Raw genomic sequence first — 22,722 nt, 5'->3', positions numbered from 1 at the left:
AGATGGTCTCGTATCGCGGTGTGATCAGTCACGGAACGGCACGCGCCGCCCGCCGTGTGGGTCGATCCGCCGCCGAGCAGTGCTCACTCCCCGTCGGCTTCGAGCCGCTGGCCCATCGGCTGGCTCTGCGAATCGGCCGCCGACTGGCGGATCTCCTCCATCAGGTAGCTGGTCCAGCGCGATTCGGCCATCGGGACCGGCATCGCGCTGGGGTCGCCAGCCTCGAGCGCCCGGGACTCGGCGTCGTTCTGGTAGTAGTGGGCGTTCAGCAACCGCACCGTGTCCCAGTCGTCGCTGGCTCGGGCGCGGCGCGCGACCGAGCGGGCGTTGGCGACCGTGCCCGTGAGCCGGTCGAACGCCTCGTCGACGTTGTTGAGCGCCCGTGTCGCCGCCGACCGCTTGTAGTCGCGATCGTGTTCGATCACCGTCTGGGAGAGCAGATCGACCGTCAGCGAGCAGTCCTCGGCGTGGATCAGGATCTGCCGAACCGGCCGGGTGCCGCCGAGGATCTTGGTCGTACAGAGCACGTCGTCGTCGGTGACGTACTGGAGTTGGGCGCCGTCGTACGTGAACGGGTGGTCGTACTCGTCGTGCAGCGCGGTCGTGGCGGTAACGGCGTCCTCGCTACGGGGGTAGCCGCCGGTTCTGAGCGTGAGGTAGACGGGGTGGGGGATTCCCTCCTCGAACTCGCCGCCTGCCAGTTCGAGGTTCCAGGGGCCGCGGTTGGGGTCGTCCGGCCGGCTCGAACCGGTGTAGATCACGTCGACGCCGCGGACCTCGCCCAACTCGCCGCTGCGTCGCTTCGCCATCGCCGTCCGGACCGCCGGGTCGAAGTTGTGGTTGTGTTTCTCGGAGACGGTGACGCCGTGGTCGGTCGCGTACGCCGCGAGCTCCTGGAACTCCGCGTACGTTTCGGTGATCGGCTTCTCGATCTGGACGGGGACCCCGGCGTCGATCGCGAGCTTGGCGATCGGGAGGTGGGTCTGGACCGGCGTACAGATGTGGAGCCAGTCGAGGTCGAGTTCGGCGAGCATCGCCTCGGCGTCGAAGAAGGGGGCGATCCCGTACTCCGCAGCGAGCGCTCGGGCCCGCTCCTCGTCGGTGTCACAGATGGCGACGAGATCGGTTCGCGGGTTCAGGCTGAGACCGTCGAGGTGGACGCCGGAGACGGTACCGCCGCCGACGACCGCGGTTCGGAGTGTCATCACCGACAGGTCGCCACCGTAGGGGATTGTTATGGGGCGGTACCGAACGCCGCATCACCGGCGCTCAGTCCTCCGCGCCCGGCGCCACCCGCTTCGATCTGGCGCCCCGGTCGGTGCGGCGATCCCGCCACCAGACGACGACGGCGAGTCCGAGCACGAGCGCGTCGACGGTGAGGTAGGCAAGCCCCCTCGGAGAGGCCAGCACGTCGATGAAGTCGACGACGAGATCTGCGAGATACGGGACGCCGGCGCCGGAGCCACTGGTACCGGCGGGCACCAGCGGCCACAGGAGGAAGCCGAGCCGAAGCTCGCCGTCGACGAGCAGCGGGTACGCCACGTCACCCGCGAGGTGGCTCAGGTACGCGATGCTGAACGCGACCGCGGCTCGACGACGGTGATACGCGATCCCGATGCCGAGCAGGAGGATCAGCACGGGCGCGGCGATGAGGAGGGAGTGGGCGAGCGACCGGCCCGAGGGCAGCAAGCCAAGCCCCCACGAGAGTGGCTTGTCGATTAGGTCCGGGAGCACGGCAGCGACGACGGCGAGGGCGCCGACGCGACGGCTCGGCGGTCGCCCCCACAGCAGGCGGCTCGCTCCCGAGACGAGAAGATAGCCGACTGCGGCGTGATCCCACGGCCACACAGCTCAGCCCCCACTCGGAACCGGAGCGGGCAGCGGGAGCGACGACGCGCTGTCACCGACATCGACCCAGCGGTAGAGGTGGTAGTCGGCGGTCTCCGGCGACGCCGACTCGGGGGCTGGGCCGACGTAGACGTAGACGCTCAGCCGGAGTTCGTCACCGAGCAGGGTGGGCGTGAACGCGAGCGACTGGGTCGTCGTGGCGTTGCCCGGGACCGACAGCGTCGTACGCGAGAGCTCCGCCCGCTCGACGAGGGTGGGGAGTGCCGTCGTCTCCCCGCCGCCTCGTGGGTCACTGAACCGCTCCAACACGACGACGGCGGTGTAGGACTGGTTCGTCCCGGCTTGGTTCTCGACCTCGAGGGTCAGCGTCGACTCCTCGCCGCTGACGTACGACCCGACCCCCCGGCCGACTGCCCCCCGTCCTCGCTCACCAGCGCGACCTCCGAGTACATCTCCCCGTGGTCGGGGGCAGCCAGCCCCACCGCGAGCGTAGCCATCCCCACAACGACGGCGATCGCGAGCGCGACGTTGAGGAGGGCGCCGGCGCCGTTCATCGCCGAGCGGGCGTCGCGAACGACCGGCCCGATCGGGAGCCGGAGTCGCTGGTCCGGCGGCGTCCGCAGGCGACGGGCGGCCGCACCGACTGACGCGATCAGGGTCGAACCGACCACGACCCCGATCAGCGTTGCGGGGTCGTAGCCGACCGGAGCCAGTGCCACGCCAGCGAGCACGAGGAGAATCACCGAGGTGGCGACGCCGAGTGCGCTGCGGTGCCGCCATCGCGGCTGCCGATCGCCCGTCGACGGGCTCCGCATCGTCCGCGGCAGGAGTAGCGAGACGACGGCGTAGCCCGGGCAGAACCCGAGCAGTCCCGCCGCGAGCAGCACGCGCAGCGGGCCGTCGACGCCCAGCAGGATCGCGCCGCCAGCGACGACCGCGTAGCCAGTGACGGCGAACAGATCGCCCAACTCGGCAGTGATCCGGCCGATCCCGGTATCGCCACTGGCGCTCATCGCCCACCTCGATGCAGGGAGTGGTGGGTTGGCCGCCGATCGAAGGCGGTCGTTCGCCCCCGGGATCGCCAACCGCCACCGGCGTTCCCCTTGACCCCGCCCTGCGGCTGCGGATGCCTGCGTCGCATATCCGGCACGACCGGGTACCGACACTTTGTTAGGCACCGCTTCACCCGCTCGGGGGAGAGCAGCCGCAGGAGGGACCTGCGTAGGGGCGTATTTCGTGCGGATCAGGCCGTCGAGCGCAAAACCGAGAGAACCGGCTTGTCGAGGCGTCTCCGGGGTGGAAAGCTGTTTCTTACATTATGCTCGTCCCGCCTGGGTTGGGCCGTACATGCACCAACCAACGTTCGAGTCGACGGCGCGGGCGGCGCTCACACTCCTGGTGGCCGGCCTCGTCGTAACGGCTGGGCTACCGGGGGTTGCCGCCGGCGTGGCGGCGAGCGCCGATTCCACACCGATCCAGGACTGCCGGACGATCGACGAAGCTGGCGAGTACGTGCTTGCGGGGGACCTGACCGCGAGCGACGACTGTCTCGACGTGACCGCCGACGGCGTGACGATCGACGGCGCTGGCTACAGCATCGCCGGCAACGGCTCCGGGACGGCGATCAGCGCGGCCGGCGTCGACGAGTTGACTGTCAGCAACGTGACGGTGACCAACTGGTCGACCGGCGTCTCGCTACGGGACGTTACGGACGCTCGAGTCGCCGAGACCGTCGTCGATTCCGCCTCGCTCGGTGTTGCGATCGACGACGGCGCCAAGGACGTGACGCTGGCGGACAGCGAGATCCGGAACGGCAGTCTCGGCGTCCGCATCCACGACGACGTGAGCGATGTCGCTATCGCCGACACCGAGTTCACGGCCCTCACCGGGATGGGCGTCGATCTCCGCGGTGCCGACAGCCGCGTAGTGAACAGCACGTTCGACGCGACCGGCGGCGCCGCCGTCCGCGTGACCGGGGACGAGGTACTGATCGCGAACAACAGCGTTCAGGACACCGTGGGCGGGGTCGACGTGGCCGACGCCGCGGCCGTGACAGTTCGGGCGAACACGTTCGACGACGTGCAGGGCAGCAGCATCCACGTCGGCGGCATCGGCGACGTCGAGGTCCCACGGAACCGGCCGGCACCCAACTTCCGCGGCGGGGGCGTCGTCCTCCACCCGATGCTGCCGAGCGGCATGGCCGAGCTGTCCTACGGCGGCCTCTCGGACGCAGTCGACGATACCGGGACGACGACGCGGCGGTACGTGGACGTGACACTGCTCTCGCCGACGCCGCCGGAGCCGGTTCGGATCGTCGACAACGTGGTTCGCGACAGCAGGGGAAACGGGATCGTGGCCGTCAACACGACGGCGGTGGTCGTGGCGGAGAACCACGTAGTTCGAAGCCGTGACGGTGTGCGGATCGTCGGCGGGAGCGATGCGGAGCTCACGAACAACACCGCAGTTTCGAACCGCGACGACGGGATCACGATCGCGGCTTCAGCCGATGCGACCCTGGTGAACAACACGGTGGTGAAAAACGCCGACGACGGGGTGTACGTCACGGGCGACGGCGTCGTCGTGATGGGCACCCTCGCACGCAACAACAACGACGATGGCGTCGACGTTCACAACGGGACGCTGGCGTCGATCCGGGACAACCGGCTGCTCAAGAACAGTGACGACGGGCTCTACCTTCGGTTCGTCCTGAACGGCACCGTCGAGCTGAACTCGATCCACGGAAACGTCGACGACGGCGTCGACCTGCGTGGGGTGACCGGAACGGTGGTCAGCAACAACAGCATCTGCTGGAACGATCACCACGAGTTCGTGGCACGCAACGGCACCAACAAGACGACAGTCGCGAACAACAGCTGCTGAACCGCGGCTGTTTTTCTGACGGCCAGCGAGTTTGGCTACCGACTAGCGTCGGCGACGGCGCAGCGCCGCCGCGACGGCCATGAGTGCGGCGAGCGCGCTCAGCGCACCGAGCCCGGGGCCTTCGGTCGTCGTCGACGGTGGCTGGGTCGTCGCAGTGTCGCCGACAACTGTGACCTGCACCGTCTCGTTCCCCACCGTCGCGTCGTAGCTACCGGCGGTCACCACCGAGCGGTTGAACGTGACGCTGGTGGTGTCGCCGACTGCCAGCGAGACGTTCCTCGTCGCGACCGTCTCACCGAACAGCTGCAGCGACACCGTTCGCTCGCCGGGTGCATCACCCGTGTTCGTGACGTTCGCGACAATGGTGAACTGCTCGCCGGGTTGGACCTCGCGTTCGTCGACAGTTAGGGACGCAACGGAGATGTTCGGCTCCCGTGGCCGGACCTCGACCTGCCACGTCTTGCCCTGGTCGACCTCCACGGCCTTCGTCCCCGGCGAGGTGAACTGGTGGCTGAACGACACCGTCCGGTTCTCGCCCGGGGCAAGCGGGATCTGCCGGCTCTCGAGGATCTCGCCCTCGACTTCGAACTCCACGGTTTTCGTGCCCGAGGCGTTGCCGTGGTTCGCCACGCTGGCCTCGACGACCAGCGTCTCACCGACGAGTAGCTCCTGAGTTCCGAGGGTGACGTTCGCTGGCCCGATATCGGGTTCGGGATCGGGTTCGGGTTCGGCGGTCGGCTGCTCGGTACCCGACTGGCCGCCGCTGGTGCCACCGCTCTGTCCCCCGGTGGTTCCGCCGCTATCGTCGCCACCGTCGGTTCCGCTGTCGTTGCTGTCGTCCTCAGATCCACCGTCGTTGCTTCCCCATCGTTGCTACCGCCGTCGTTGCCACCGCCGTCGTTGCTGCCGCCGTCGTTGCTGCCACCGTCGGCGGCCGCGACGCTGACAGTCGTCGTCGCGTTCGCGGTCACGCCGCCCTCGGTCGTGATCGTCAGCGTCACCTCGTACTCGCCAGCCGCGGTGTAGACGTGGTCGACAGTGGCGCCGGTCGCGTTAGCGCCGTCGCCGAACGTCCAGTCGTAGCTCACGATCGGCGTCGCCGCCGTGGCGTTGCTGGCGGTGAAGACGACCGGCTCGCCGGCGGTCGGGTTGGACGTGTCGACGCCGACTTCCGCCGTTGCGGCGGCCGGATCACCCACGGCGATCGTCGCGCTGCTCGTCGCCGTCTGTCCGTCCTCGGCGACGACGGTTACGCCAACCGACACGCGTCCTGCCGCAGTGAACGTGTGCTCGATGGTGGGGGCTTCGGTCTCGGCGTCGATCGTCCCGTCGCCGTCGAAATCCCAGCGATATCCCTCGACCTCGACCGCATCGCCCTCGCCGCCATCACCGTCTGCACTGTCTGAGGATACGCTCACGTTCAGCGTCACCGGTTCGTCGGCGAGCACTTCCCTCGGCGAGTCGAGGGTGACGTTCGGCGACCAGTCGGCCGCCTGAATCGCGATCGACGCCGACAAGGAGTCCGTCTCGTTATCGTCGTCGACGACCGTCACCGCGGGCTGGAACTCGTCGGACTCGTTGTACGCGTGCTCGATGGTCGCCACTTGGGTCTCGGCGTCGATTTCCCCGTCGCCGTCGAAGTCCCAGCGGTAGGCCGTGATCGTCCCGTCGTCGGTGGAGTTGCCCGCGTCCAAGGACACCGACTGGCCGACCGTGGCTTCCCCCGGCACCGACAGGGCTGCCGACGGCGGGGTGGCCTCAGGCTGGACCTGCACCGATGCCGACGCGGTCGCGGTCTGGTTCGCCGTGTCGACGACGGTGACAGTTACCGTGACGCTGCCCGACGATTGGTACGCGTGCTCGACGACCGGCGTGGCGGTGGTGGCGTCGATCGTGCCGTCGCCGTCGAAGTCCCAGCGGTACATCTCGATCCCCTGGTCGTCAGTCGATTCGCTCGCGTCGAACGTCGCCGGCGCACCGACAGTGACGTTGGCCGGCCCGTCGAGACTGGCGTTGGGGGGGTTGTCTGGCAGGACATCGAGCGTCACCGACGCCGTATCGTTCAGTCCCGCGCTGTCGACGACGGTGACGCTCGCTTCGATCCCGGCAGTAGCGGTTTCGAAAGTGTGGTCGACGACTGGTTCGCTGGTGGTAGCGTCGATCGTGCCGTCGCCGTCGAAGTCCCAGCGGTACGTCTCGATCCCCTGGTCGTCAGTCGATTCGCTCGCATCGAACGTCGCCGGCGCGCCGACAGTGACGTTGGCCGGCCCGTCGAGACTGGCGTTCGGCGGGTCGTTCGGGAGGATATCGAACGTCGCGGACGCGGTGTCGTTCAGTCCCGCGCTGTCGACGACGGTGACGCTGGCCTCGACGCCGGAACTGGTGTTCACGAAGGTGTGCTCGACGGTCGGCGTGGCGGTGGTCGCGTCGACCGTGCCGTCGCCGTCGAAGTCCCAGCGGTAGCTCTCGATTCCCCGATCGTCAGTCGAGCCACTGGCGTCGAAGGTGACCGGCTGATCGACTCGAACCGTCGCGGGGGCGTCCAGCGCGGCCGTAGGCGGCTGGTTGGGGGCTGGATCTCAATCGACGCCGTCGCAGTATCGGTTTCGTTGTCGTCGTCGACGACGCTTACCGTCGGCTCGACGGTGCCGGTGTCGTTGTACGTGTACTCGAGAACCGGGTCGGTGGTGGTCCCGTCGAGTGTGCCGTCGCCGTCGGCGTCCCACTCGTAGCCGACGATCTCCCCTCGTCGGTCGCGTTGCTGGCGTCGAGTGTGACGGACTCGTTCACCGTCGCCGACGCCGGCGCGTCGAGGCTCGCGTTCGGCGGCGTCGCGGGCACGGTGACGTTCACCTGGAGGTCGGCCGTATCGCCGTTCCCGTACGTGTCGAACGCCGTGACCGCGACTGTGCGGTTGCCGCGCTCCTCGAAGGCGTGGTCCGTGGTCGGGCCGGCGGTCACCTCGTCGATCTCGCCGTCGGCGTCGAAGTCCCACTCGTAACCGCCGATCGTGCCGTCGTCGGTCGTTCCGCTGGCGTCGAGCGTGATCGCCTCGCCGGTGTCGGCGGTGGTCGGACCGGTCAGCTCGGCGGTCGGCGGCGTCGCCTCACAGCCGCCGCCGTGGATGAACAGCCGGCGGCCACGGTCGAGAAGCGTCGTCGAGCCGTCGGCGTCGATCAGGCGCCACGCGTCGAGACGGTAGGCGTCGCTGCCGGAGTAGCCCCAGTCGCCCCAGTAGGTGGCATCCTCGTTGAACGCGGGCGTGATGACGATCGGCCCAGACGCGTTGCCGATCCCGCGGTAGACGCCCCCGTCTGTGCGGTTCAGCCCCACATCCAGTCGATCGACGCGGTGGTGTCGCCGAGATCCCAGTCGTCGTCGCGCCCACTGTACTCGTCGTCCTCGACGACCCACGCGCCGTCGGCGGGCAGCCCCTCGAACGCCATCGTGAGCGTGCTTCCGCCGTCCTCATCGCCGAGTTCGCCGTGGACGAGAACGATGCTGGCGCCCTCGCTCCCCTCGTAGAACAGCAGCGTGCTCGTCGAGCTCTCCTGGTACTCGGTGGTGCCGAAGGAACTGAACGTCGAGGAGTTCGGCTCCGTGTTGGGGTTGCGGTAGTCGTAGAACGCCTCGGCGGGCTGACTCTCGTTCGTCACTGGCTGGATTTCGGTACAACTTGTGCCCTGTGCCACCGCGTAGGTGTCGTTCTCGACGGGTGCCGCCGAGACGACCACGGCGCCCCAGACCGGTGCGAGCACGACGAGGGCAATCGCCACGAGGACGCGTCTCTTGCTCATTAAGAACGGACTGGACGGTTCGGCGCTTTGTTATGAATCGGCTTCAGCGGCGTCGACACTGACGGTTCGGGTCGCCGTCAAGGAGATGGCGCCGCTTGCCGCCTCGTGACTGCCAGTCCGGCCCGGTTCGGCGCCGCCGACGCGACAGGCGACGGGTAACAATCGGTGGGGTCGTCGTAGCCACGGCCAACTCGCCGGCGCTCCGGCGACCGATTATGTACAGAGGACACACGACGGCCGTGGTTATTCCGGCGTACAACGAGGAGGGGTTCGTCGGCGACACCATCGCGTCGGTGCCCGCGTTCGTCGATCGGATCTACGCCGTCGACGACGGGTCGACCGACGGGACATGGGCGGAGATCCAGGCGACTGCCGACGCGAGCGACGGCGACGCCGACGCCCGGGTGATCCCGATCCAGCACGAACAGAACCGCGGCGTGGGCGGGGCGATCAAAACCGGCTACGAACGGGCTCGCGATGACCGGATCGAGCTTACGGCGGTGATGGGCGGCGACGGCCAGATGGAGCCGGGCATGCTCGACGAACTGTTCGATCCGATCGTCGACGGCGACGCCGACTACACCAAGGGCAACCGGTTTCTCGACCGAACCGGGCGCGGCTCGATGCCGAGTCACCGGTTCGTCGGCAACGCCGTCCTGGGGGCGCTCACGAAGATCGCCAGCGGCTACTGGAGCTGTGGCGACCCGCAGAACGGCTACACCGCCATCTCGTTGCACGCGCTCGAGACCGCCGCCGTCGACGAGATGTACGAGTTCTACGGCTACTGCAACGACCTACTGGTGAAACTCAACGCCGCCCGCCTCCGGGTGGTGGATGTGCCAAGTCCCATCATCTACGGCGACGAGGAGAGCCACATCCGCTACCGCACGTACGTGCCCCGCGTGTCGCTCATGCTGCTGCGGAACTTCCTCTGGCGGCTGAAAACCAACTACCTCGCCTACGACTTCCACCCGCTGGTCGGCGCCTACGCGGCCGGCGGCGTCGCCTCGATGGCGTCGATCGCCGCCTTGGTCTGGGCGATGCCGGGCGTCGGGACGACCGCGACGCCCGCGATCCGCGGCGCCCTTGCGCTGGGGTTCGGCCTCTTCGCGATGGTCGCGTTCACCTGGGCGATGGCGATGGACCGGGCGGCGAACGACCACCTCGACGCCGTGATCACGCCCGCCGAACGCCGTCGAGAGCGGGAGCCCACACCGCTGCAGGCGCCGTCCGCGGGTGATACGGGTGAACACACCACGATCGATCCGCGGCGCTCGCAGGCCGGCGCTGACCCGGCCACACAGGGAGAGCCGTCGCGGTCGGAGGAGCACACTGGGCCGAACACCGCCTCGGACTGAGTGACGAGTCGCGATCCGCGTCGCCGCCGCGACTCCCGGTTCGCCGCGATACAGTATTCGGGTGCTAACAAACAGCACAGCCACGACTGTATGGGCCATGTTCGGAACCAGCGGCATCCGCGGGGAGTTCGGCGAGGACGTGACGGCCGGGACCGCACTGGCGGTCGGGCGCGCGGTCGCCTCGGAAGGAAACGAGCACGTCGTCGTGGGACGCGACCCGCGCGAGACGGGGCCGTTGCTGGTCGACGCGCTCTCGGCAGGACTGCGGGAGTGCGGCGCGGACGTCGCCAGACTGGGCGAGCTCCCGTCGCCGACGATCGCGCGAGCCGTCGACTGGTACGACGCCGATATGGGCGTCGCCGTCACCGCCTCGCACAACCCGCCCAGCGACAACGGGCTGAAGCTCTGGCGCCCCGACGGCTCGTCGGTCGTGGGCGACGAACAGACCGCCATCGCCGACCGCATCCGGCACGGCGAGTACAGCTTCGCGTCGTGGGACGAAACCGGCTCCCGGCACCGGTTCGGCGGCGCTCGGGGGCGCCACCTCGACGCCATCGCCGACGCAGTGGCGATCGACCCTCCGTTGACCGTGGTCGTCGACGTGGGCAACGGCACCGGCGAACTCACCGCGGCCGCGCTGCGCCGGCTCGGCTGTGCGGTGACGACGCTGAACGGCGTCCCGGACGGCTCGTTCCCCGCTCGCAAGAGCGAACCGACGGCCGAGAGCTGTGCTACCCTGCGGCAGCTGGTGGCAGCCAGCGACGCCGACATGGGTGTCGCGCACGACGGCGACGCCGACCGGATGCTCGCCGTCACCGAGTCGGGCACGTTCGTCCCCGGCGACGTGCTGTTGGCGCTGTTCGCTCGCCGGGCGGCGTCGGGCGGCGACCGGGTGGCGGTCCCCATCGACGCCAGCATGGCGATCCGTGACGAACTCGCGGCCGTCGGCGCCGACGTGACGTACACCCAGGTGGGTGACGGCTACGTCGCGCGCCGGGCCGCCGAACCGGACGTAGTGTTCGGCGGCGAGCCGAGCGGCGCGTGGATCTGGCCCGACGAGACCCTGGCACCGGACGGCCCGCTGGCGGCCGCGAAGCTCGCAGCGATGGTCGCGACCGACGGCTCCCTCGACGCGCTCGTCGCGGACGTTCACACGGTGCCGATCAGCCGGCGGACCGTCGAAACCGATCGGAACGAAGCCATCGTCGAACAGATCATCGAGGCGATGCCCGACGGCGACGACCGGATCACGACCGTCGACGGCGCGCGGGTCGACGTGGACGAGGGCTGGTTCCTCGTTCGGGCGAGCGGGACCGAACCGCTGGTCCGGATCACCGCCGAGGCCCGCGACCGCGATCGGATGGAGACGCTGCTTCAGACGGCCGAGAAGCTGGTCACCGAGGCGATCGACACCGGGAGCATCGAGCGACAGCCCACGAGCTAACCGCTCGTGGCTGTCGTCGGGGAGGCCGCTAAAAGGGGAGAGGACCGCTCAGAGATCGCCAGCCACGACCGCCGCCGTGCCGACGAGAAGGAGCAGGACGAACACGCTCGCGAGCAGGTATGCACCGGCCAGTTGGGCGGCGAAGAAGGCGGCAGTGGTCGCGACGAAGCCGACGCCGTGTTTCCGTTCGAACGGCGCCTCGTCGTCGTCGCCGTGCTCGCCGTTGGCCACGTCGAGGTAATCGTACAGCGGGTCGATCTTCGATCCGGCCGTGATACGCCCGCGGGACTGGTTGAAGTCGATCACCTCGACGTCGTCCATCTTCGGCAGATGGCACTGGTAAAGCCCGATATACACCCGCTTCCGCTGCTGGGCGTTCAGCTGTCGGACCGTCGTCTCGTTCTCGATGGCGGCGATGTGTTCCGCGAGTTCGCCGATCGTGACTGGGTCCTCCCGATCACGCAGGAACTCGAGGACTAACTGTCGCCGCCGGTTGCGGAGGATCTCGAAGATCACGTCGAGCGAGAGCGGCTCGGCGTCAACCTCCTCCACCCCCTGCTGTTCGCCCGAACCTACCGACTCCGCGTCGGCCACGTCGTCGATGCCCGGTGCCGTCTCCGCGGTCGTGGTGCCCGCGACGGCCTCACCCTTATTGTCAGCGACCATTACTGTCGTCCTTGGTACAGAGTAACATTATTCTTTCGCTGTACCGACCGACCTGAGCAGCTCCTTTGGGGATCATAGATGGGGTTCCGGAGTCGCTCGCAGTGTGACGCCACGAGCTGTCCGTTTGATTCCCTTCTGACGTGCACAGTTAGTTATCCATCGCATACCCGGCCGAAACCACAGCATACTCACTCGTGTTGGGGTGGTCCGCCGGTCCCGGCGACCGGCGCCGAGCCCGTCGACAGCGACGTACCCGGAAAGTGCCGCATAATGTCGAATGAGAGCCTGCAAGCGCCGAATAACAATTCATAGACGGTGTATCTTCCGCACGTTGCCTGCGAGACGGGCCACGCCAACGATGACCCGACACAGATCGAACCTACCGACCGCTCGGAACCGTGCGCCCATCCACCCCTCGACCGCGTCAGGATCGCATCGTGGGCCGCCCCGACGCGCTGGCGTCGACGGAGGGAACCCATGTGTGGCATAACCGCCTGCGCCGCGCCGGCGGAGAACGACGTGCTCGACACGCTGGTCGACGGGCTGCGGAACCTGGAGTACCGCGGCTACGACTCCAGCGGCGTCGCCGTGCGGAACGGGGAGCACGTCACCGTCGTCAAACGCGAAGGCGAGATCGACGCGCTCGCCGACGCACTGCAGGGCGTCCGCCCCTCTGGCGCCGTCGGCATCGGCCACACCCGGTGGAGCACCCACGGCGCCCCGACGGACGCGAACGCGCATCCGCACACGGACTGCAGTGGCGAGGTCTCGGTCGTCCACAACGGCATCGTCGAGAACTACACGGCGCTGCGCGGCGAGCTGATCGAGCGTGGTCACACGTTCACCAGCGAGACCGACACCGAGGTCGTCCCGCACCTCGTCGAAATGTACCGCGAGCAGGGACTGTCGACCGAAGACGCGTTCCGGCGGGCGATCGGCCGGCTCGACGGCCGGTTCGCCGTCGCGATGGTCGTCGAGGGCGAGGACGACGTGTTCGCCGCCCGTGACGGCTCCCCGCTGGTGGTCGGCGTCGGCGAGGACCGGCGATTCCTCGCCAGCGACGTGCCGTCGTTCCTCGAACACACGGACCGCGTCGCCTTCCTCGAAGACGGCGACGTGGTTCGACTCGCGGCTGATCACCACGAGGTCACCGACCTGGACGGAAACCCGGTCGATCGCCCCGTCCAGACCGTCGATTGGCAGCCCGAGGACGCACAGCGCGGTGGGTTCGACCACTACATGCTGAAGGAGATCAACGAGCAGCCGGCGGCGCTCGATCGCGCCATCAAGGGTCGTATCACCGACGACAAGGACGTTCATCTCGAGGAGTTCCCGCCGGGGACGTTCGAGGACGTGGGCGTCGTCCACCTGCTCGCCTGCGGAACGTCCTACCACGCGGCGCTGTACGCCCAGCAGATACTGGCTGATCGCGGCATCCCGGCACAGGTGTTCAGCGCGGGCGAGTACACGACGACGCCAGCGCCAGTCACCGACGACACGCTCGTCGTCGCCGTCACCCAGAGCGGGGAGACCGCCGACACGCTCTCCTCGATCCGGATCGCCGCCGATCGCGGCGCGCGCACGCTGGCGGTGACGAACGTCATCGGCTCGACGGCCGCGCGGGTCTGTGACGACGCGCTGTTCATCCGCGCCGGCCCGGAGATCGGCGTGGCTGCGACGAAGACGTTCTCCTCACAAGTGGCGGTGCTGGCGCTTCTCGCGGAGCGAATAGCCGAAGACGTGACGGGGGCGGTCGATCCCGACCGGGAGGCGCTGCTCGCGGCGCTGACGGAGCTGCCCGGGCACGTCGAGCAGACCCTGAACCAGTCGTCGGCGGAGGCGCTGGCGACGCAGTTCATCAACCGCGACGAGCAGTTCTTCATCGGCCGGGGCGTCGGCTACCCGGTCGCGCTGGAGAGCGCGCTGAAGTTCAAGGAGATCACCTACGAGCACGCGGAGGGGTTCGCCGCCGGCGAACTCAAACACGGGCCGCTCGCGCTCGTGACCTCCGATACGACAGTGTTCGCCGTGTTCACCGGCCGCCACGACGAGAAAACCCTGAAGAACGTCGAGGAGGTCCGGAGCCGTGGCGCCCCAGTGGTCGCCATCGCCGCCGGGACCGATCACGAGATCGCGGAAGCGGCCGACGAGTTCCTGTCGATACCGGAGACCCATCCCGTCGCGGCCGGACTGCTCGCGAACGTCCAGCTGCAGCTCGTCTCCTACCGGGTTGCGGACCTGCTCGGCCGGTCGATCGACAAACCGCGCAACCTCGCGAAGAGCGTCACAGTCGAGTGACGACGCCGGCCGAATCCCGAACCCACACCCGCCCCACACAATGTCCACGAAGGAATCGAACGAGCTGACGCAGGACACGGTTTACGACCTGTTGAGTAACAAGCGTCGGCGATTCGTGATCTCGAAACTCCGCCGCGCCGAGGGGCCAGTCTCGGTGAACGATCTCTCGGAATCCGTGGCTGCGTGGGAGAACGGGGTCGAGGTCGACGAACTGACCGACAAACAGATCAAACGCGTCTACGTCTCGCTGTACCAGATCCACATCCCCAAGCTCGACGAGGCGGGGCTCGTGGATTACGACAAAGACAGCGGACAGGTCAGGCTCAGGTCGACAGTGTCGGAGCTGGACAGCTACCTGCCGGAACAGGCCGACGACACCCCGAACGGGATCCCCTGGGAGGCGATCTACGCCGGGATCGCCGCCGTCGCACTCGGCATGTACGCCGGGGTGTTCCTGTTTCCCGACGCCTTCGCGTGGCTCTCGGTGACCGCGTTGAACGTCACCCTGTTCGCCACGCTCGTCGTCGTGGCCGGCGCACATTACCTGACGGAGCAATGGCAATGATCGGCCGCCACCGACGCAACCGACCGACACGGGCCAGACGCCGAAACGCGGAGGCCCACCGATGACGCCCGACTGGGACGTCGTCGGCCACGTTATCAGTTCCCGACACCGGACACTAGTGCTCGGCCGGCTCGCCGAGAGTCCGGCGACGCCGACCCAGATCTCCGCGGACGTGGATATCGCCTCGACACACGTCTCCCGCGCGCTGAACTCGCTGCGGGAGCAGGGGCTCGTCGAACTGCTCGTTCCGGAGGACCGACGCAAGGGGCGGGTGTACGGCATTACCACCGAGGGATCGGAGACGTGGGAGCTGATCCAGTCGAAGGGGCTGGCCAAGGAGTGAGGGCGCGAGGGGCGACGAGACGTTCATCCCGGACCACTACTTCGAGTCGCAAGGCGATCCGCCCAGCCTCCGGTGACGGCGTCGACCGCGACGGTGTTCGGTCGGGCCCGCCCAGAATACCCACGGCTGGCGTCCGGTACCCGGACTATAACCAAATGGCTCCTCAGGGTACGGTCGGCCATGGGCAAGAAGCTACTCGGGCTCGTTCTGGTCCTGACCGCGGCCGTCGTTGCACTGCTCGTCGAACGTCTCACCCGTCCCGACCTCGTCGACGACGTGGGCGCCTAAATCTCACCCGTGGGTCGTCATCAGTTTGCCGTACAGTTCGTTCTCCCAGCGGCGGCGTAACTGGAGTGCCTCCTTGCCGTCGTCGGTGAGCTCGTAGAAGTTGCTCCGGCGGTTTCTCGCCCCCTTCTCGACGAGCCCCGCCTCCACGAGCGCGTCCAGGTTCGGGTAGAGCCGACCGTGAGTGATCTCCCGCCCCGTGCTCCGTTCGAGTTCCTCGCGGACGATCTGCCCGGTTGGGTGATCGGAGCCGGCGATCACGTAGAGGAGATCTCGCTGGAAGCCGGTGAGCTCGTGGACGCTGACAACCATACTCACAGCCTGCGGACCCGCCGGTATTGTTATGATTGTACAACAGGCGGAGGTACAGGAACCGCTGGTGGGGGCGTCGACGACACCACAGCCAACAACGATGGCACGCCAGCGATGCGACCGCCGGTTCGTCAGTCAGCCGAGAATAGCAGTGTGCTACCGGATTGTGTTGCGCCTACTCGTCTTTGTCACCCGTTCTCACGAGTCGTCCCCCGATCCCGTCCGCGGCGTCGTCGGGTGATTCGTCCTCGTCCGGACAGAGCAGATCGGGACTGCGTTCGAACTTGTTGCGTTTGATGAACTCGTTGATACGGTTCATGTCGGCCTCACTGATCCCCGTCATGGCTCGTATCCAAGACAGGAGAGACCATAGTAATGCGACTCATAGTAACAAGTAATACGATCGTAATTTGTTAATTGTCATCACATTACTTCGACGTGCGTGCTACTGGTTTGGTATGGTCACCCGGCGCCTTCGGCCGCTCATTTTCGGCGGTGACACGTCAATAGAGACAACAGAAAAACGGTGAACGTATGGTAAGTGTCGCAACGCTTTTCTTCGGGTCTGCCAAAAACCGGACGATGACGAGTCAGAGGAGCGTGGTTGGAAGGGGATCGAGCGAGGTTGGGGCGGACGGCGACGTGACGACCCGAATCGTTACAGCCGTCGCCGAACGGGAAGGGGTCGAACCGACCGCCCTGGACACTCGCCTGTACGAAGCGATCGATCCGGACGCGCTAACGAGGCTTATCGAGAACGCGCCGGACACCGGGTTGACCGTCGGGTTCGACTACGCCGGCTATCGCGTGACGGTCGTCGCCGACGGGACGACCCACGTCGAAGTCGCGGAGAAGCCGTAGGCCGCTAGCGGTCGCGGGTGACGGACTCACTGACAGTCGTCCGACTGTCGGGAGCGAGCGTCACTCCCGCGTTGATGCTGGTGTCGATGCCGGTTTTCGTCCCGTGGCCGACGACGGCGCCGAACTTTCGTCGGCCTGTCGTGCGTCGCTCGTCCGCAACCGTCAGGTCGACCGGCGCGCCGTCGTGGCGGAGGTTCGCGACGACTGTCCCGGCACCGAAGTTCACCCCCGCCCGAGGATGCTGTCCCCGACGTAGGAGAGGTGGGCGACGTTGGTCCCCCGCCTGAGTACGCTGTTTTTGATCTCCACCGCGTGGCCGACGTGTACGTCCGGCCCGAGCAGCGTCGCCCCGCGGACGTACGCGTTCGGCCCGACGGTCGCGCCCGACTGGACCACGGCGGGACCCTCGATCGTCACGCCGTCTCGCACGGTCGCGCCCGCCTCGACGACGACGGCACCCTCGATCGTGGCGCCCCGCGCCACGTCGCCGTCGATGCGTCGGTCGACCTCGCCCAGCTTCCACTCGTTGGCGGCCAGCAGCTCCCAGGGCCGTCCCACGTCGATCCAGCGGTCGAACGCCACGGCTTCGACGTGGTCGGTCCCACAGAGCTCGGCGAGCAGGTCGGTGAGTTCGAACTCCCCGCGCTCGCTCTCGGACACCTCCTCGAGCGCGTCCAGCGCGTGAGCCGGGAAGCCGTACGCGCCGGCGTTGACGAGATTACTGGTGGGCGTGTCGGGCTTCTCGGTCACCCCCACCACCCGCCCGGCGACGCCGCCGTCGCCGGAGATCGCCCGTCCCTCGCTCACACCGCCGTCCTCACCATCAGCCAGCGACAGAACGCCGTACTGTTCGGGCTCGTCAACGACCGCAGCACCGACGGCTGGGACGTGGTCGTACACGCTGGCGAGAGACGCCGCATCGTACAGCGCGTCGCCGTTGAGGACGACGAACGGCGCGTCCGTGAGTCGCGAGCGGGCCCGCAACACGGCGTCGGCGGTCCCGCGCTGGGTCGGCTGCCTACAGTACTCGATCGGAATTTCGTCGTGGCTGTCGCCCAGCGCGTCGCGCACCTGCTCGGCGCCGTAGCCGACGACCACGAGGAACCGTGAGGCGCCGGCCGCCACCGCGGCGTCGAGGGTGTGGCTCACCAGCGGCCGGCCGGCGACCGGCAGGCACGGTTTCGGTGTCTCGTCGGTCAGGACGCCCATGCGGCTCCCTTCGCCGGCAGCGAGTACGACAGTCTGCATGGGCCGTTCCGGTCGGGCCGGCCGCAAAGTAACGCGCCGGCTAAAGGTGACACGCCGAGCGTACGTATTTCCCCTCTGCGACCGAATAGCCGGCATGACCGTTCGGTCTCGGCTCCGTGACCTCCCGCAGGATCGGCCAGTGCTCTCGCTCGTGACGTCGGTGCTCCTGGTCGAGATCGTCGGGGCCTCCGGCGCCGTGTTCACGGCCCAGGGGCTCGCGAGCTGGTACGAGACGCTCCAGCAGCCGGCGCTGGCGCCGCCGAACTGGGTGTTCGCCCCGGTCTGGACGACGCTGTTCGCCCTGATGGGTGGCGCCGTCTGGCTGGTGTGGCGTCGCGCCGACAGCGCACCGCGAGCGGCTCGGCTCGCAATCGGCGTGTTCGTCGCGCAGTTCGTGTTCAATCTCGCGTGGTCCGCGGCCTTCTTCGGCGCCCAAAACGTGGCGCTGGGGCTCGCAGTGATCGCCCTGCTCTGGGCGCTGATCGTGGCGACGATCCTCGCCTTCGCCCGCGTCGACCGACGCGCGGCGGCGCTTCTGGTGCCGTATCTCCTCTGGGTCAGCTTCGCGGCCTATCTCAACTACGAGTTCTGGGTGTTGAACTGATCCGACGCCGGCGAAAAACCGCGACGGCGCTGCGCGGGTCCCAGTAGCGTGCTCAGTCCTCACCCACACAGAGTTCCTCGCGGAGCGCCGCCGCGGCCTCGGGCAGGTCTCCTGGATCACGGGCCACTCCGTGTCGACGAACTCGGCCACCCGATCGGTGACGACGTCTTCGACGGCGTCGCGGTCGTCGTCGTCCAGCCGGTGGGCGTGGCGGAGGTACTGTCGCTCACGTGGCGTGAGCAGCCCGTTGTCGGTGCTGTCGAGCCGCTCGGCGCCGTAGGATCGTCGTGAGGGGACGGTCGACGAGAGCCGCGCTGCCAGCTCCGACGGCGGCTCACCGGCTGGCTCGGCGCCGGCACGGGCGTCGGTGCGATACTCCGTGTCGGGCACGTCGTCGGTGTTGACGCTGCTGTCGACGTCTGAATCGTCTCGGGACATCACACCGCCAGTACGCCCAAGCCGGTATAAACCCGCCCGACCGTTCACGCCGAAGGCCGGCGTTACGCGGCCGGAAAGGGCTGTTTATCCACGGTACGGCCCGCCCGTCAGCGGCCGCGGCCCTCGCGGCCCGGTTAGCGCGTCTCCAGCATGTCGAGACTGGAGTTAATGGAGCGTTCGAGCACCATCTCCGCCTCGTTGGTGTGCGGCGAGTCGAAGTTGGTTAGTTCGTCTCGCGCACGCTCGGCAGTCTCGACGTAGGCGTCGACGATCGCGGGGAGGTTCATCGAGTCGCGGGCGATGAACTCCGCCGTGACCGAGCCGAGGGTGGACGCCTCGTTGCAGAGGCGGCTACACTGGGCCATCTGGGCGCCTTCCTCCATACACTGGTCGGAGCACCAGGCCGCCACCTGACTCACGTCGATACAGTCGTCGAGGCAGTTCCGGGCCTCCTCGGAGAGGTGATCGACAAACTCCTCGGGGTAGATCTCCGAGGGCTGGCTCGCCAACTGCGCTGGCGCACCCTGGAACGTGCCGGCCTGGCCGGCGTGCTGCCCGCCGGCGGCCTGCGTCGGGGAGGCGCCAGCGGCACCCGCCTGCGCGGGGACGCCGATGGCCAGCGGCGGCTGGGCCGCGTACCCGCCCGCGGGCTGTTGGATCGCCTGCTGTCCGCCCTGCTGTGGCGGCTGTTGGGTGACCGCCTGTGGCGGCTGTGGGGCGACCTGCTGTCCGCCCTGCTGTGGCGGCTGTTGGGCGGCCTGCTGCTGGCCGATCGGCTGTTGCTGCTGCGCTGGGAGCTGTTGCGCCGCCGTCCCAACACCGAACTGCTGGCCGGCCGGAAGCTGTCCGGCCTGGGGCTGCACGGTCGGCTGCTGCCGACTCTGTTGTTGCGCCGGGGGCTGCTGGGATGCCTGGACGGGTTCCTGCGGCGCGATCTGTCCTTCGGTGGGCTGCGTCACCGAGCCCGGGTTGGACTCCACCTGCTGGGCCCGTTCGCGCCGCTGGGTCCGCTCTCGCCCGCGTCGTGTCTCCCGCCCTTTGCGCTCTCGTCGTGTCTTCCGGTCCCGCTGTCGGGTAGGTCGTTCAGTCATGGTGTCACGTCCGGTCGCCCGGACAGGAGCAACAGTCTCGCCGGGTGGAGAAAAACCGGCTCGATAGTTTATCCGAATTCAGCCGTATATGTGGTTCTAACCCGCATAGAGGCGGTATTAGCCCGTTCGCCGAGCTAGCGAAATACTGGCCTACGAACGCGGGCGTCGAACGTGACAGACCTTCACTCACACGGACATGTTCAGCCTACGGCCGATGTGACTCCGCCTACTGGAGGGTCGACTGTGGCCGCATCCTCGATGTCAGACGCTACGAACCTAGTAACGGGGACAGGCAGGCTGGTCCTAAACGGGTTGGCAGTCGAAGCCTCGGGACTATCCCTCGGTCACGAGAGGGAGCCCCCGTGTTCGACTGTGTCCACGTCGCCGAGCAGCTCGCCGCGGCCGACGATCCACGGCTCGATCAGCGGTATCTTCGGTGTCTGCCGGGTGCCGACGGGGGCCACACGGTGCTGCTCGTCGGCGTCGTCCACGATCACCCCGCGAGCGTCGCCCGCGTGATCCGGGTACTCGGTCTGTTCGAGCCCGCCACGCTGGCGGTCGAACTGCCGCCGCTGGCGATGCCGCTGTTCCGGCAGTACGCCGCCGATGGCCAGCAGCCGCCGCGGCTCGGCGGGGAGATGAGCGCCGCCATCCAGGCGGCCGACAGCCGAACCGTCGGGATCGACGCCCCGACGCTGCCGTACCTCAGCCAGCTCGCCCGCCGCCTCTTCCGGGAGCGCCCGTCGCTCGGCCTCCTGGGGCGAGTCGGCCGGGATCTCGGGTCGGCGCTCGCCCACGCACTCGCGATCCGGTTCGCCAGCGTCGTCGCCGACTACACCTCGCTCCGCCTCCGGGTGTACGACCCCATCGTCCACGACTGCTCGCTCGTCGACAGCGCGTCCGTGCAGGCCGACCACGAACGGGCGTACCTCGACCGCCGGGCCGCGCTGTTCCGGGCGATTCGGGCGCCAGCAGCCACACGCCTGATCGACGAGGCCCGCGAGGCGGCGATGAGCGAACTACTCGATCGCGCCCGCACCGAGGGGAGCGTCGTCGCGGTGGTGGGCATGGAACACCTCGACGCCATGGAGACGGCGCTCCAGCGCCGGGCTGGCGATATCGAGTGAGGGGCCGACGTGGGCCTTCGATGACGAACCCCCGTGCCTACGGCAGGAGGGGCCGAACAGATGTGGTATGGTTCCACGGAGCACAGCCGAGTTCACGGCCGAGGACGAGGGAAAACACGTGCTGGCCCCCGACGGTGAGATGGTCGGCGAAGTCGTGCGAACCGAGGACGGCACAGCGTTCGTCCGCGCGTGTCCGGAGCTACTCGCTGGCTACGGCTCGCGGCTCACGGGGTGCTGGGACCCGTCTGGGGTGTTCGCACTCGACGAGTCGGCGGTGACCAGCGACGCGGAGGGGCACATCCAGATCAAACCCGCCGAGCGTCCCGAACCCGATACGCTCCAGCGCACGCGATGACGTCGCGCGACCCAGTCGGTCCGCGGGGCGTTAGATGCGACCACGTGCGCCGAAGGGAGCGCCAAACTAATGCGGCCGCTCCCGACGAACCGGCCATGAGTCTCTGTGCGAGCGTCTCGCTGCCGCCAGCGGAGTTTCGGTTGGCGACGGTCCTCGGCGCACAGCCGGGGGTTCGCGTGGAGGCCGAACGTGTCGTCCCGCTTGACTCGCAGGTGATGCCGTACCTCTGGATCACCGGGCTCGACGCCGAGGACGGGATCGAGCGACTCCGGGCCGATCCGGACGTGGTAGCCGCCGAGCTGCTGGCCGCGTCCGACGACGGCCTGCTCGTCAGCGTCGACTGGGCGGCCGACCACCCGCTGCTGGCGGCGCTTGCCAACGGCGACGCCAGCCTCTTACGCGGCGTCGGCACTGCTGATGGCTGGCGGCTCTCGCTTCGCTTTCCGAACCGGGATCGCCTGGCCGACTGCTACCGGGAGTGCTCGGCCGCCGGCGTCTCCCTCACGGTCGAACAGATCCACACGGCTGCGTGGTCGGTCGAGGGGAGTCACGGGAACGTCCTCACCGACGTGCAGCGGGAGACGCTGCTGGCGGCGCTGGACGGGGGGTACTTCGCGGTCCCGCGGACCACGACGCTGCAGGACCTCGCTCGGGAGTTCGACGTCTCCGACACCGCGATCTCCCAGCGGATCCGCCGCGGCGTCGCCCGTCTCCTTAGCGCCGAACTGGCCGAAGACGACCGCCGGAACCCGCCGCCAGTGTCGCCGGAGTGACGGCGGGCCGCGACGCGCTCGCGCCTCAGACGGCGTCGGCGCGCTCGCTGATCGCGTCGAACACCTGCGGGACGAACGTCTCGGCCAGCGGGGAGAGCTCGTAGACGCGGGCGTCGCCGTCGCGGAACTTCCCGACGAGGCCGGCGTCTTCGAGTCGATTGAGGTGGTGATAGAGATCGTTCTGGCGCCGGTCGAGCGCGTCCGCGAGCTCGCCGCTCTCGATCCGCTCGGCCTGAGCGATGAGGTACAGCAGCGTGAACCGGGTCGGCTCACCCATCGACGCGAGCCGCGCCGCCTCGCGGTCGAGGTCGAGCGTCCCGCCGAGAAGCTCCCTCTCGACCCGTTCGTACCCGGGTGCGCGCGTCTCGTCGGTCGACTCCCGCGTTCGTTCGCTCATACGTGCGGCTTGTGCGTCGAGACGGATATACT

Annotated in this window: 22 protein-coding genes and 5 pseudogenes; 11 read left to right on the top strand and 16 right to left on the bottom strand. The window is 68.2% G+C overall.

Annotated elements, in window-relative coordinates; all coding sequences use genetic code 11:
• Positions 1–83: 83 nt before the first annotated feature.
• From SY89_RS14900 to SY89_RS19170, 4 genes are all read right to left on the bottom strand, one after another.
• Complete coding sequence (locus SY89_RS14900; RefSeq protein WP_054584939.1) at positions 84–1,205, bottom strand: Gfo/Idh/MocA family protein; 1,122 nt, start codon at positions 1,203–1,205, stop codon at positions 84–86.
• Between the two features lie 64 nt (positions 1,206–1,269).
• Complete coding sequence (locus SY89_RS14895; RefSeq protein ID WP_080506775.1) at positions 1,270–1,848, bottom strand: metal-dependent hydrolase; 579 nt, start codon at positions 1,846–1,848, stop codon at positions 1,270–1,272.
• A gap of 3 nt (positions 1,849–1,851) precedes the next feature.
• On the bottom strand, positions 1,852–2,214 hold the full coding sequence (locus SY89_RS19175; RefSeq protein ID WP_080506791.1) for a DUF1616 domain-containing protein: 363 nt from the start codon (positions 2,212–2,214) through the stop codon (positions 1,852–1,854).
• Positions 2,211–2,861: a DUF1616 domain-containing protein gene (locus SY89_RS19170; RefSeq protein WP_054584936.1), complete on the bottom strand. Its 651-nt coding sequence runs from the start codon at positions 2,859–2,861 to the stop codon at positions 2,211–2,213. The genes SY89_RS19175 and SY89_RS19170 overlap by 4 nt, the downstream gene beginning before the upstream one ends.
• Before the next feature lie 334 nt (positions 2,862–3,195).
• Between SY89_RS19170 and SY89_RS14880 the strand changes: the two genes are divergently transcribed.
• Positions 3,196–4,728, top strand: a complete 1,533-nt coding sequence (locus tag SY89_RS14880; RefSeq protein WP_054584935.1) for a right-handed parallel beta-helix repeat-containing protein — start codon at positions 3,196–3,198, stop codon at positions 4,726–4,728.
• 42 nt (positions 4,729–4,770) lie between these two features.
• Here the strand turns inward: SY89_RS14880 and SY89_RS14875 are convergent, their stop codons facing one another.
• The 6 genes and pseudogenes from SY89_RS14875 to SY89_RS14860 all read right to left on the bottom strand — a co-directional run bounded on the left by SY89_RS14875 (position 4,771) and on the right by SY89_RS14860 (position 8,525).
• On the bottom strand, positions 4,771–5,208 hold the full coding sequence (locus SY89_RS14875; RefSeq protein WP_054584934.1) for a CARDB domain-containing protein: 438 nt from the start codon (positions 5,206–5,208) through the stop codon (positions 4,771–4,773).
• A gap of 51 nt (positions 5,209–5,259) precedes the next feature.
• Positions 5,260–5,376 (bottom strand): annotated as a pseudogene (locus SY89_RS19740) (hypothetical protein); the annotation flags it as partial.
• A gap of 305 nt (positions 5,377–5,681) precedes the next feature.
• Positions 5,682–7,283, bottom strand: a pseudogene (locus SY89_RS19160) (PKD domain-containing protein); the annotation flags it as partial.
• Positions 7,284–7,369: 86 nt separating this feature from the next.
• A pseudogene (locus SY89_RS19735) lies at positions 7,370–7,468 on the bottom strand (hypothetical protein); the annotation flags it as partial.
• Between the two features lie 116 nt (positions 7,469–7,584).
• Positions 7,585–8,061, bottom strand: a pseudogene (locus SY89_RS14865) (PKD domain-containing protein); the annotation flags it as partial.
• Entirely contained in the window at positions 8,052–8,525 is a 474-nt protein-coding gene (locus SY89_RS14860) for a hypothetical protein (protein WP_054584931.1), read from the bottom strand. The pseudogene SY89_RS14865 and the gene SY89_RS14860, both read right to left, overlap by 10 nt.
• A 215-nt stretch (positions 8,526–8,740) precedes the next feature.
• Here SY89_RS14860 and SY89_RS14855 point away from each other — a divergent pair, with 215 nt between their 5' ends.
• Entirely contained in the window at positions 8,741–9,883 is a 1,143-nt protein-coding gene (locus SY89_RS14855) for a glycosyltransferase family 2 protein (protein ID WP_080506772.1), read from the top strand.
• 97 nt (positions 9,884–9,980) lie between these two features.
• Positions 9,981–11,327 (top strand): phosphoglucosamine mutase, encoded by a 1,347-nt coding sequence (gene glmM, locus SY89_RS14850; protein WP_054584930.1) that lies wholly within the window; start codon positions 9,981–9,983, stop codon positions 11,325–11,327.
• A 48-nt stretch (positions 11,328–11,375) separates the two neighbouring features.
• Here glmM and SY89_RS17850 read toward each other — a convergent pair whose 3' ends face one another.
• Positions 11,376–11,993 carry a DUF7344 domain-containing protein gene (locus SY89_RS17850; protein WP_054584929.1) on the bottom strand — a complete coding sequence of 206 codons (618 nt, stop codon included), beginning with the start codon at positions 11,991–11,993 and terminating at the stop codon, positions 11,376–11,378.
• Positions 11,994–12,470: 477 nt separating this feature from the next.
• Here SY89_RS17850 and glmS point away from each other — a divergent pair, with 477 nt between their 5' ends.
• From glmS to SY89_RS14830, 3 genes are all read left to right on the top strand, one after another.
• Positions 12,471–14,291 (top strand): glutamine--fructose-6-phosphate transaminase (isomerizing), encoded by a 1,821-nt coding sequence (gene glmS / locus SY89_RS14840; protein ID WP_054584928.1) that lies wholly within the window; start codon positions 12,471–12,473, stop codon positions 14,289–14,291.
• Between the two features lie 40 nt (positions 14,292–14,331).
• Complete coding sequence (locus SY89_RS14835) at positions 14,332–14,856, top strand: DUF7344 domain-containing protein (RefSeq protein WP_054584927.1); 525 nt, start codon at positions 14,332–14,334, stop codon at positions 14,854–14,856.
• Between the two features lie 61 nt (positions 14,857–14,917).
• A complete protein-coding gene (locus tag SY89_RS14830; RefSeq protein ID WP_054584926.1) occupies positions 14,918–15,199 on the top strand; it encodes a winged helix-turn-helix domain-containing protein in 282 nt (93 codons plus the stop codon).
• A gap of 291 nt (positions 15,200–15,490) precedes the next feature.
• Here the strand turns inward: SY89_RS14830 and SY89_RS14825 are convergent, their stop codons facing one another.
• On the bottom strand, positions 15,491–15,796 hold the full coding sequence (locus SY89_RS14825) for a PadR family transcriptional regulator (protein ID WP_054584925.1): 306 nt from the start codon (positions 15,794–15,796) through the stop codon (positions 15,491–15,493).
• 175 nt (positions 15,797–15,971) lie between these two features.
• Positions 15,972–16,139 (bottom strand): hypothetical protein, encoded by a 168-nt coding sequence (locus tag SY89_RS17495; RefSeq protein ID WP_189319215.1) that lies wholly within the window; start codon positions 16,137–16,139, stop codon positions 15,972–15,974.
• A gap of 239 nt (positions 16,140–16,378) precedes the next feature.
• Here SY89_RS17495 and SY89_RS14820 point away from each other — a divergent pair, with 239 nt between their 5' ends.
• The gene (locus tag SY89_RS14820; protein WP_080506771.1) at positions 16,379–16,657 is read left to right on the top strand and encodes a HalOD1 output domain-containing protein; all 279 of its coding nucleotides are present in this window, start codon (positions 16,379–16,381) and stop codon (positions 16,655–16,657) included.
• A 4-nt stretch (positions 16,658–16,661) separates the two neighbouring features.
• Here the strand turns inward: SY89_RS14820 and glmU are convergent.
• A pseudogene (gene glmU, locus SY89_RS14815) lies at positions 16,662–17,905 on the bottom strand (bifunctional sugar-1-phosphate nucleotidylyltransferase/acetyltransferase).
• A gap of 94 nt (positions 17,906–17,999) precedes the next feature.
• Between glmU and SY89_RS14810 the strand changes: the two are divergent.
• On the top strand, positions 18,000–18,509 hold the full coding sequence (locus tag SY89_RS14810) for a TspO/MBR family protein (protein ID WP_054584924.1): 510 nt from the start codon (positions 18,000–18,002) through the stop codon (positions 18,507–18,509).
• Between the two features lie 572 nt (positions 18,510–19,081).
• Here the strand turns inward: SY89_RS14810 and SY89_RS14805 are convergent.
• Complete coding sequence (locus tag SY89_RS14805; RefSeq protein WP_144427280.1) at positions 19,082–19,810, bottom strand: hypothetical protein; 729 nt, start codon at positions 19,808–19,810, stop codon at positions 19,082–19,084.
• Positions 19,811–20,400: 590 nt separating this feature from the next.
• On the opposite strand from SY89_RS14805, the gene SY89_RS14800 reads away from it, so the two are divergent.
• The 3 genes from SY89_RS14800 to SY89_RS14790 all read left to right on the top strand — a co-directional run bounded on the left by SY89_RS14800 (position 20,401) and on the right by SY89_RS14790 (position 22,293).
• Positions 20,401–21,165: a TraB/GumN family protein gene (locus tag SY89_RS14800; protein ID WP_144427279.1), complete on the top strand. Its 765-nt coding sequence runs from the start codon at positions 20,401–20,403 to the stop codon at positions 21,163–21,165.
• A 67-nt stretch (positions 21,166–21,232) separates the two neighbouring features.
• On the top strand, positions 21,233–21,520 hold the full coding sequence (locus SY89_RS14795) for a hypothetical protein (protein WP_054584921.1): 288 nt from the start codon (positions 21,233–21,235) through the stop codon (positions 21,518–21,520).
• A gap of 95 nt (positions 21,521–21,615) precedes the next feature.
• Positions 21,616–22,293 carry a helix-turn-helix domain-containing protein gene (locus tag SY89_RS14790; protein ID WP_054584920.1) on the top strand — a complete coding sequence of 226 codons (678 nt, stop codon included), beginning with the start codon at positions 21,616–21,618 and terminating at the stop codon, positions 22,291–22,293.
• A gap of 25 nt (positions 22,294–22,318) precedes the next feature.
• Here the strand turns inward: SY89_RS14790 and SY89_RS14785 are convergent, their stop codons facing one another.
• A complete protein-coding gene (locus SY89_RS14785) occupies positions 22,319–22,690 on the bottom strand; it encodes an ArsR/SmtB family transcription factor (RefSeq protein ID WP_054584919.1) in 372 nt (123 codons plus the stop codon).
• Positions 22,691–22,722 lie beyond the last annotated feature (32 nt).

It is taken from the genome of Halolamina pelagica (genome assembly GCF_001307315.1).
Lineage (GTDB): Archaea > Halobacteriota > Halobacteria > Halobacteriales > Haloferacaceae > Halolamina > Halolamina pelagica_B.
This window is presented reverse-complemented; position numbering and strand designations above follow the sequence as displayed.

What these genes read in the sequence shown, in the direction of transcription:
- SY89_RS14900 (WP_054584939.1), bottom strand. Translation starts at nt 1,205, where the DNA reads ATGACACTCCGAACCGCGGTCGTCGGCGGCGGTACCGTCTCCGGCGTC.
- SY89_RS19170 (WP_054584936.1), bottom strand. Translation starts at nt 2,861, where the DNA reads ATGAGCGCCAGTGGCGATACCGGGATCGGCCGGATCACTGCCGAGTTG.
- SY89_RS14880 (WP_054584935.1), top strand. Translation starts at nt 3,196, where the DNA reads ATGCACCAACCAACGTTCGAGTCGACGGCGCGGGCGGCGCTCACACTC.
- SY89_RS14860 (WP_054584931.1), bottom strand. Translation starts at nt 8,525, where the DNA reads ATGAGCAAGAGACGCGTCCTCGTGGCGATTGCCCTCGTCGTGCTCGCA.
- SY89_RS14855 (WP_080506772.1), top strand. Translation starts at nt 8,741, where the DNA reads ATGTACAGAGGACACACGACGGCCGTGGTTATTCCGGCGTACAACGAG.
- glmM (WP_054584930.1), top strand. Translation starts at nt 9,981, where the DNA reads ATGTTCGGAACCAGCGGCATCCGCGGGGAGTTCGGCGAGGACGTGACG.
- SY89_RS17850 (WP_054584929.1), bottom strand. Translation starts at nt 11,993, where the DNA reads ATGGTCGCTGACAATAAGGGTGAGGCCGTCGCGGGCACCACGACCGCG.
- glmS (WP_054584928.1), top strand. Translation starts at nt 12,471, where the DNA reads ATGTGTGGCATAACCGCCTGCGCCGCGCCGGCGGAGAACGACGTGCTC.
- SY89_RS14835 (WP_054584927.1), top strand. Translation starts at nt 14,332, where the DNA reads ATGTCCACGAAGGAATCGAACGAGCTGACGCAGGACACGGTTTACGAC.
- SY89_RS14830 (WP_054584926.1), top strand. Translation starts at nt 14,918, where the DNA reads ATGACGCCCGACTGGGACGTCGTCGGCCACGTTATCAGTTCCCGACAC.
- SY89_RS14825 (WP_054584925.1), bottom strand. Translation starts at nt 15,796, where the DNA reads ATGGTTGTCAGCGTCCACGAGCTCACCGGCTTCCAGCGAGATCTCCTC.
- SY89_RS17495 (WP_189319215.1), bottom strand. Translation starts at nt 16,139, where the DNA reads ATGACGGGGATCAGTGAGGCCGACATGAACCGTATCAACGAGTTCATC.
- SY89_RS14820 (WP_080506771.1), top strand. Translation starts at nt 16,379, where the DNA reads ATGACGAGTCAGAGGAGCGTGGTTGGAAGGGGATCGAGCGAGGTTGGG.
- SY89_RS14810 (WP_054584924.1), top strand. Translation starts at nt 18,000, where the DNA reads ATGACCGTTCGGTCTCGGCTCCGTGACCTCCCGCAGGATCGGCCAGTG.
- SY89_RS14795 (WP_054584921.1), top strand. Translation starts at nt 21,233, where the DNA reads ATGGTTCCACGGAGCACAGCCGAGTTCACGGCCGAGGACGAGGGAAAA.
- SY89_RS14790 (WP_054584920.1), top strand. Translation starts at nt 21,616, where the DNA reads ATGAGTCTCTGTGCGAGCGTCTCGCTGCCGCCAGCGGAGTTTCGGTTG.
- SY89_RS14785 (WP_054584919.1), bottom strand. Translation starts at nt 22,690, where the DNA reads ATGAGCGAACGAACGCGGGAGTCGACCGACGAGACGCGCGCACCCGGG.